Origin of the sequence: Massilia sp. 2TAF26 (genome assembly GCF_052115005.1) — a bacterium.
Classification (GTDB): domain Bacteria; phylum Pseudomonadota; class Gammaproteobacteria; order Burkholderiales; family Burkholderiaceae_D; genus Telluria.
The window spans coordinates 1-7,336 of sequence record NZ_JBFRFV010000056.1; the positions used below are offsets into that span (position 1 = coordinate 1).

General features: G+C 65.2%; 5 protein-coding genes. 3 read left to right on the plus strand and 2 right to left on the minus strand.

What is annotated here, in order from left to right; genetic code table 11:
- Together AB4Z32_RS27170 and aceE are read right to left on the minus strand one after the other, a co-directional pair.
- Positions 1-338: biotin/lipoyl-containing protein (locus tag AB4Z32_RS27170; protein WP_442124936.1), on the minus strand; the 338-nt coding region annotated here is incomplete at its 3' end.
- Between the two features lie 125 nt (positions 339-463).
- Positions 464-3,160: a pyruvate dehydrogenase (acetyl-transferring), homodimeric type gene (gene aceE / locus AB4Z32_RS27175; protein WP_442124937.1), complete on the minus strand. Its 2,697-nt coding sequence runs from the start codon at positions 3,158-3,160 to the stop codon at positions 464-466.
- 463 nt (positions 3,161-3,623) lie between these two features.
- Between aceE and folD the strand changes: the two genes are divergently transcribed.
- From folD to AB4Z32_RS27190, 3 genes are all read left to right on the plus strand, one after another.
- The gene (gene folD, locus AB4Z32_RS27180; RefSeq protein WP_442124938.1) at positions 3,624-4,532 is read left to right on the plus strand and encodes a bifunctional methylenetetrahydrofolate dehydrogenase/methenyltetrahydrofolate cyclohydrolase FolD; all 909 of its coding nucleotides are present in this window, start codon (positions 3,624-3,626) and stop codon (positions 4,530-4,532) included.
- 17 nt (positions 4,533-4,549) lie between these two features.
- Positions 4,550-6,649: a M3 family metallopeptidase gene (locus AB4Z32_RS27185; protein WP_442124939.1), complete on the plus strand. Its 2,100-nt coding sequence runs from the start codon at positions 4,550-4,552 to the stop codon at positions 6,647-6,649.
- Between the two features lie 28 nt (positions 6,650-6,677).
- The coding region (locus tag AB4Z32_RS27190) for a glutaredoxin family protein (RefSeq protein ID WP_442124940.1) at positions 6,678-7,336 on the plus strand (659 nt) is incomplete at its 3' end.

Genomic DNA, 7,336 nt, shown 5'->3' on the forward strand with positions numbered 1-7,336 from the left:
GCCGGGGCCGGGGCTGCCGGTGCGGGCGCGGCGGCGGCCGGTGCCGGAGCAGCAGCCGGTGCCGGAGCAGCAGCGGCCGGCGCAGCTTCGGCGGCGCCCGCGGCTTCTTCAACGGTCAGCACCAGCGAACCTTCGGCGACCTTGTCGCCGACCTTGACCTTGATTTCCTTGACGACGCCCGCATGGCTGGAGGGGATCTCCATGCTGGCCTTGTCCGATTCCACCGTGATCAGCGACTGGTCGACCTTGATGGTGTCGCCCGGCTTGACCATCAGCTCGATGACTTCCACTTCCTTGAAGTCGCCGATGTCGGGGACTTTGACTTCCACAATGCTCATGTTTGTTAGCTCCGTATTTTTAGTTAGCCAAGGCCCGTCGTACCCGCGCAGGCGGATACCCAAGTTCGTGCGGTCTGCCACCAACTTGGATCCCCGCCTTCGCGGGGATGACGGCTACTCGAGCATTACAGGGTCGGCGGATAAGGCTTGTTGGCATCGATGCCGTACTTGGCGATCGCGTCCGCCACGGTCTGGGCCGGGATCTTGCCTTCCTCGGCCAGGGACTTCAGCGCGGCGACCGTGATGTAGTAACGGTTCACCTCGAAGAAGTCGCGCAGCGCGGCGCGGGTGTCCGAGCGGCCGTAGCCGTCGGTGCCCAGCACCTTGTAGGTGCGGCCGTTCGGGATGTAGGCGCGGATCTGCTCGGCGAACATGCGCATGTAGTCGGTGGTCGCGACGATCGGGCCCTGCGAATCCTTCAGCAGCTGGGTCACGTACGGCAGACGCGGCGACTGGGTCGGGTTGTGCAGGTTCCAGTGATCGGCGTCCTGGCCGTCACGGGCGAGCAGCGTGAACGACGGGCAGGACCAGATGTCGGCGGCGACGCCCCAGTCGTTCTTCAGCAGCTCGGCGGCGAAGACCGACTCGCGCAGGATCGTGCCCGAACCCATCAGCTGGACGCGGTTGGCGGCCGACTTGTCGCCTTCCTGGAACAGGTACATGCCCTTCAGGATGCCCTCTTCCTGGCCCGGCTTGATGCCCGGCTGCTCGTAGCTCTCGTTCATGATGGTGATGTAGTAGAACACATCTTCCTGCTTCTCCACCATGCGATGCAGGCCGTTCTGGATGATCACCGCCACTTCGTGGGCGTAGGTCGGGTCGTACGGAATGCAGGTCGGGATGGTCGCCGCGATGATGTGGCTGTGGCCATCTTCGTGCTGCAGGCCTTCGCCGTTCAGCGTGGTACGGCCGGCGGTGCCGCCCATCAGGAAGCCGCGGGCGCGGATGTCGCCTGCCAGCCAGACCAGGTCGCCGACGCGCTGCATGCCGAACATCGAGTAGAAGGTGTAGAACGGGATCATCACGCGGTTGTTCGTCGAGTACGACGTCGCCGCGGCGATCCACGAGCACATGCCGCCCGCTTCGTTGATGCCTTCCTGCAGGATCTGGCCGGCCTTGTCTTCGCGGTAGTACATCACCTGGTCCTTGTCGACCGGTTCGTACAGCTGGCCCTGCTGGTTGAAGATACCGATCTGGCGGAACAGGCCTTCCATACCGAAGGTACGCGATTCGTCGACCAGGATCGGCACGATGCGCTGGCCGATTTCCTTGTCCTTCAGCAGCGAGGTGATCACGCGGACATAGGCCTGGGTGGTCGAGATCTCGCGGCCCGGGGCGGTCGGATCGAGCACGGCCTTGAAGGTTTCCAGGGCCGGCACCGGCAGCTTCTCGTCGGCCTGTTCGCGGCGCGACGGCAGGTAGCCGCCGAGGGCCGCGCGGCGCTCGTGCAGGTACTTGATTTCAGGCGCGTCGTCGGACGGCTTGAAGAAGGGGATCTCGGCCAGCTTGTCGTCCGGGATCGGAATGGCGAAGCGGTCGCGCATTTCGCGGATGGCTTCGTCGTCCAGCTTCTTGGTCTGGTGCGCGGTGTTGCGCGCCTCGCCCGACTTGCCCATGCCGAAGCCCTTGACGGTCTTGACCAGCAGGACGGTCGGCGAGCCCTTGTTTTCCTGGGCGTTCTTGAAGGCGGCGTAGATCTTGTGCGGATCGTGGCCGCCGCGGGTCAGGCGCCAGATGTCGTCATCGGTCATGTTGGCAACCATCTTCAGCAGCTCGGGGTGCTTGCCGAAGAAGTGCTTGCGCACGTAGGCGCCGTCTTTCGCCTTGTAGTTCTGGTATTCGCCGTCGACGGTTTCCATCATCACGCGCTGCAGGATGCCGTCCTTGTCCTTGGCCAGCAGGGCGTCCCAGCCCGGGCCCCAGATGACCTTGACGACGTTCCAGCCGGCGCCGCGGAAGTCCGCTTCCAGTTCCTGGATGATCTTGCCGTTGCCGCGTACCGGACCGTCCAGGCGCTGCAGGTTGCAGTTGACGACCATGACCAGGTTGTCGAGCTTCTCGCGCGCGGCCATGCCGATCGCGCCCATCGATTCCGGCTCGTCCATCTCGCCGTCGCCGCAGAAGACCCAGACCTTGCGGTTGTCGGTGTCGGCGATGCTGCGGGCCTGCAGGTATTTCAGGAAACGCGCCTGGTAGATCGCCATCAGCGGGCCCAGGCCCATCGAGACGGTCGGGAACTGCCAGAAACCCGGCATCAGTTTCGGGTGCGGGTAGGAAGACAGGCCCTTGCCGTCGACTTCGCGCCGGAAGTTCAGCATCTGTTCTTCGCTGATGCGGCCTTCCAGGAAGGCGCGCGCATAGACGCCCGGCGAGGAGTGGCCCTGGATGTACAGCAGGTCGCCGCCGTGATTCTCGCTCGGGGCCTTCCAGAAATGGTTGAAGCCGATGCCCAGCACGTTGGCCAGCGAGGCGAAGGACGACAGGTGGCCGCCCAGGTCGCCGTCGGCGCGGTTGGCCTTGACGACCATCGCCATGGCGTTCCAGCGCATCCACGAGCGCAGGCGCTCTTCATATTCGAGGTTGCCCGGGCAGTGCTCTTCGAGGTGCGCCGGGATGGTGTTGACGTATGCGGTATTGCTGGAGAACGGCATCTGGGCGCCGCGGCGGCGGGCCAGATCGACCAGGCGCTCCAGCAGGTAGTGGGCGCGGTCGGTGCCTTCGAATTCGATGACTGCTTCGAGCGCGTCGAGCCATTCCTTGGTCTCGATCGAATCCGGATCATTGGCGGCCTGGGCCGTCAACTGGTCGAGTTGAGCTGACATTGCTACGTCTCCTTGAGTTGGTGCCCCACCCGACCTTGAGCCTGACTGCGGACGTTTGGTGGCGAAAAGACTATCCCTAAATTAAAGCCTGTCGATTCTACCAGTGGAGCACCTGTTTTTCAAAATACGATATACGATTTCATAATATGAAAAATGGCATGCGCCCTACATACGCCGGCGCCGCGCATATATACATCGTCGTCCCCGCGCAGGCGAGGATCCACGTTCTGTTCGCGCTATCGAAACGCCAGCAAACCTGGATCCCCGCCTGCGCGGGGACGACGGAGAAATACGCGGCAAGGCCGGAATTAAACGCGGCAAGGCCGGTTTTTTTACTAACAATAATCTTCGCCGCCCAACTCGGCAGCAACATCCATAAATATGACGTCGAACGCCTCTTCGCGGCGCGCGATACCGGACGGGCACGTATAATTTCGTTTTTGTCCAGAAGCCGAGTCCCGCCATGCCTGCCCAACTGATCGACGGAGTCAAACTTTCCCAACAACTGCGCGCCGACATCGCCCGCCGCGCCGCCGAACTCACCGCCGAAGGCCGCCAGCCCGGCCTGGCCGTGATCATCGTCGGCGACGATCCGGCCAGCCACGTCTACGTGCGCAACAAGGTCAAGGCCTGCAACGAAGCCGGCTTCCACTCGGTGCTGGAAAAATACGAGGCCGACTTCTCGGAGCAGGCCCTGCTGGACCGCATCGCGGCCCTGAACGCCGATCCGGCCATCCACGGCATCCTCGTGCAGATGCCGCTGCCCAGGCACATCGATCCGTCGAAGGTGATCGAAGCGATCGCCACCACCAAGGACGTGGACGGCTACTCGGTGCTGTCGGCCGGCGAACTGGTCGCCAACCTGCCGGGCTTCCGTCCCTGCACCCCGTACGGCTGCATGAAGCTGATCGAGACCACCGGCGTCGACCTGCGCGGCAAGCACGCGGTCGTGATCGGCCGTTCGAACACGGTCGGCAAGCCGATGGCCCTGCTGCTCTTGCAACAGAATGCCACCGTCACCATCTGCCATAGCGCGACGCCGGACCTGGGCTACCACACCCGCCAGGCCGACATCGTGGTTGCCGCGGTCGGCCGCCGCAATACCCTGCGAGGGGACATGGTCAAGCCGGGCGCCATCGTGATCGACGTCGGCATCAACCGCGACGACGAAGGCAAGCTGTGCGGCGACGTCGATTTCGCCAGCGTCAGCGAAGTGGCCTCGCACATTACGCCGGTCCCGGGCGGCGTCGGCCCGATGACGATTACCATGCTGTTGATGAACACGCTCGAGTCCGCGGAACGCGGGCTTGCCAAGAATCAAGCACAGCCTGGCCAGGCCTCGGGGATGGACCCGAAGCCCGGCCTCGCCTGAACACTGAAAGGAATACCATGAGCATCGATGCCAGCAATCCTCTTCTCGCGAATCCACTTCTCGATTTCTCGGGCCTGCCGCGCTTCGATGCGATCAAGCCCGAGCACGTCACCCCGGCGATCGAGCAGCTGATCGCCGATGCTCGCAACGTGGTCCAGCAGCTGGAAGCCCCCGGCGACAAGGTGGGCTGGGACAGCTTCGTGGTCCCGCTAGAGGAAGCCACCGAGCGCCTGGGACGCGCCTGGGGCGTGGTCAACCACCTGAACCACGTGATGGACACGCCCGAGCTGCGCGCCACCTACAACGAGAACCAGCCGAAGGTGACGGAGTTCTGGACCGAGCTGGGCCAGAACGAGGCGCTGTTCGCCAAGTACAAGCAGCTGCACGCCAGCACGGAATTCGTGAACCTGACGCCGGCGCGCAAGCGCATCGTCGAGAACGCCCTGCGCGACTTCCGCCTGGGCGGCGCCGAGCTGCCCGAGAAGCAGAAGGAACGCTTCGCCGAGATCCAGGAGCAGCAGGCTGCGCTCTCCACGCGCTTCTCGGAAAACGTGCTGGACGCGACCAACGATTTCAAACTGCTGGTCGAGAACGAAGCCGATCTGTCCGGCCTGCCCGACGACGCCAGGGCCGCGGCCCGCGCCGCCGCCGAACGCGACGGAAAGCAGGGCTGGCAGTTCTCGCTGCACTTCCCCTCCTACTTCCCGGTGCTGCAGTTCGCAGACAAGCGCGAGCTGCGTGAAAAAATCTACCGCGCCAACGCCACCAAGGCGTCCGAGATGGGCGTCGTGTTCTCCGAAGTCGAGAAGTGGGACAACACCAGCAACATCGCCCAGCTGCTGAAGCTGCGCGACGAGGAAGCCAAGCTGCTCGACTTCCGCAGCTTCGCCGACGTCTCGCTGGAGCCGAAGATGGCCGAGAGCCCGGAACGCGTGATCGAGTTCCTGGAAGACCTGGCGCGCCGCGCCCGTCCCTACGCCGAGAAGGACCTGGCGGAGCTGCGCGCCTTCGCCAGGGACGAACTGGGCATCGAAGAGATGCAGGCCTGGGACGTCGCCTACGCCTCCGAAAAGTTGCGCGAGAAGCGCTACGCATTCTCGGCCCAGGAAGTGAAGCAGTACTTCCCCGAGTCCAAGGTCGTGGCCGGCCTGTTCGGCGTGATCTCCAGGCTGTTCGGCGTGAGCATCGCGCCGGACCAGGGCCCGGTCTGGCATCCGGACGTGCGCTTCTATCGCATCGAGCGTGACGGCAAGCTGATCGGCCAGTTCTATCTCGATCCGTATGCGCGTCCCGGCAAGGGCCAGGGCGCGTGGATGGACGATGCCCGCGGCCGCCGGATGGCGACCGGTGGCATCGTGCAGACGCCGATCGCCTACCTGGTCTGCAACTTCACCCCGCCGGCCATCGTCGACGGCCAGCAACAGCCCTCGCTGTTCACCCACGACGAAGTGACGACCCTGTTCCACGAGTTCGGCCACGGCCTGCACCACATGCTGACCGAAGTCGACGAATTGAGCGTGTCCGGCATCTCGGGCGTGGAATGGGATGCGGTGGAACTGCCGTCGCAGTTCATGGAAAACTTCTGCTGGGAGTGGGACGTCCTGCAGGGCATGACCGCCCACGTGAAGACGGGCGAGCCGCTGCCGCGCGAGCTCTACGACAAGATGCTGGCGGCGAAGAACTTCCAGTCCGGCATGCAGACGCTGCGCCAGGTCGAGTTCTCGCTGATCGACATGCACCTGCACTACGACTTCGACCCGCACAGCCAGAAGACGGTGCAGGCGCTGGTGGACGAGGTGCGCAGCAAGTTCTCGGTGCTGATCCCGCCCGCGTTCAACCGCTTCCAGCACAGCTTCGGCCATATCTTTGCCGGCGGCTATGCGGCAGGCTACTATAGCTACAAGTGGGCGGAAGTGCTGTCGGCCGATGCCTATGCCGCCTTCGAAGAGGCGGTCGAGGCGGGCGGCGCCGCGCTGGATGAAACCGGCAAGCGCTTCCACCGCGAGATCCTGTCGGTGGGCGGTTCGCGTCCTGCGCTCGAATCGTTCAAGGCCTTCCGCGGCCGCGAACCGCAGATCGATGCCCTGCTGCGCCATAGCGGCATGCAGGCGGCTTGATGGCCCCGGGGCCTGGACGGAGACGAGCATGAGGGATAGGCAGGTCGAGGACGGCGGGCGACGCGGGCGGCGGATGCTGCCGGGGCTGGTGCTGCTTGCCTGCGTCTCCGGCGCTGTCTCCGCCCAGGTCTATAAATGGACCGACGCACAAGGCACGGTCCACTATGGCGACACGCCGCCGGTGCAAGCGGCGTCCAGCCAGCTCACCACGCCGTCCCAGGACGGGGCCGGCCAGGGCGCCGCCCTCCCCTACGAACTGGCGCGGGCCGTCAAGGCCAGCCCAGTCACGCTGTACACCACGACGCAGTCCGCCTGCGCCGGCTGCGACCAGGGCCGGGCCCTGTTGCGCGCCCGCGGCGTGCCCTATACCGAAAAAACCGTCAACACCGACGAGGACAAGGAACTGCTGCGCCAGCTCGACGCCAGGCTGGAACTGCCGCTGCTGGTAGTCGGCAGCCGCAAGGTCGCCGGCTTCCAGGAGGCCGCCTGGCAGGCGGCTTTGACGGCGGCGGCCTATCCGCGCTCGGCCCAGCTGCCGTCCGGCTACCGTCACGCGGCGCCGGAACCGGCCGCGCCGGGCAAGCCCTACGGCGTGCGCAACCCCGCGCCGCCGGATGAAGCCGCGGCCCAGGCCGCCGAACAGCAGCCGCGCCGCCCGGCCGCGCGCGACGCCGCGCCGCCCACCAC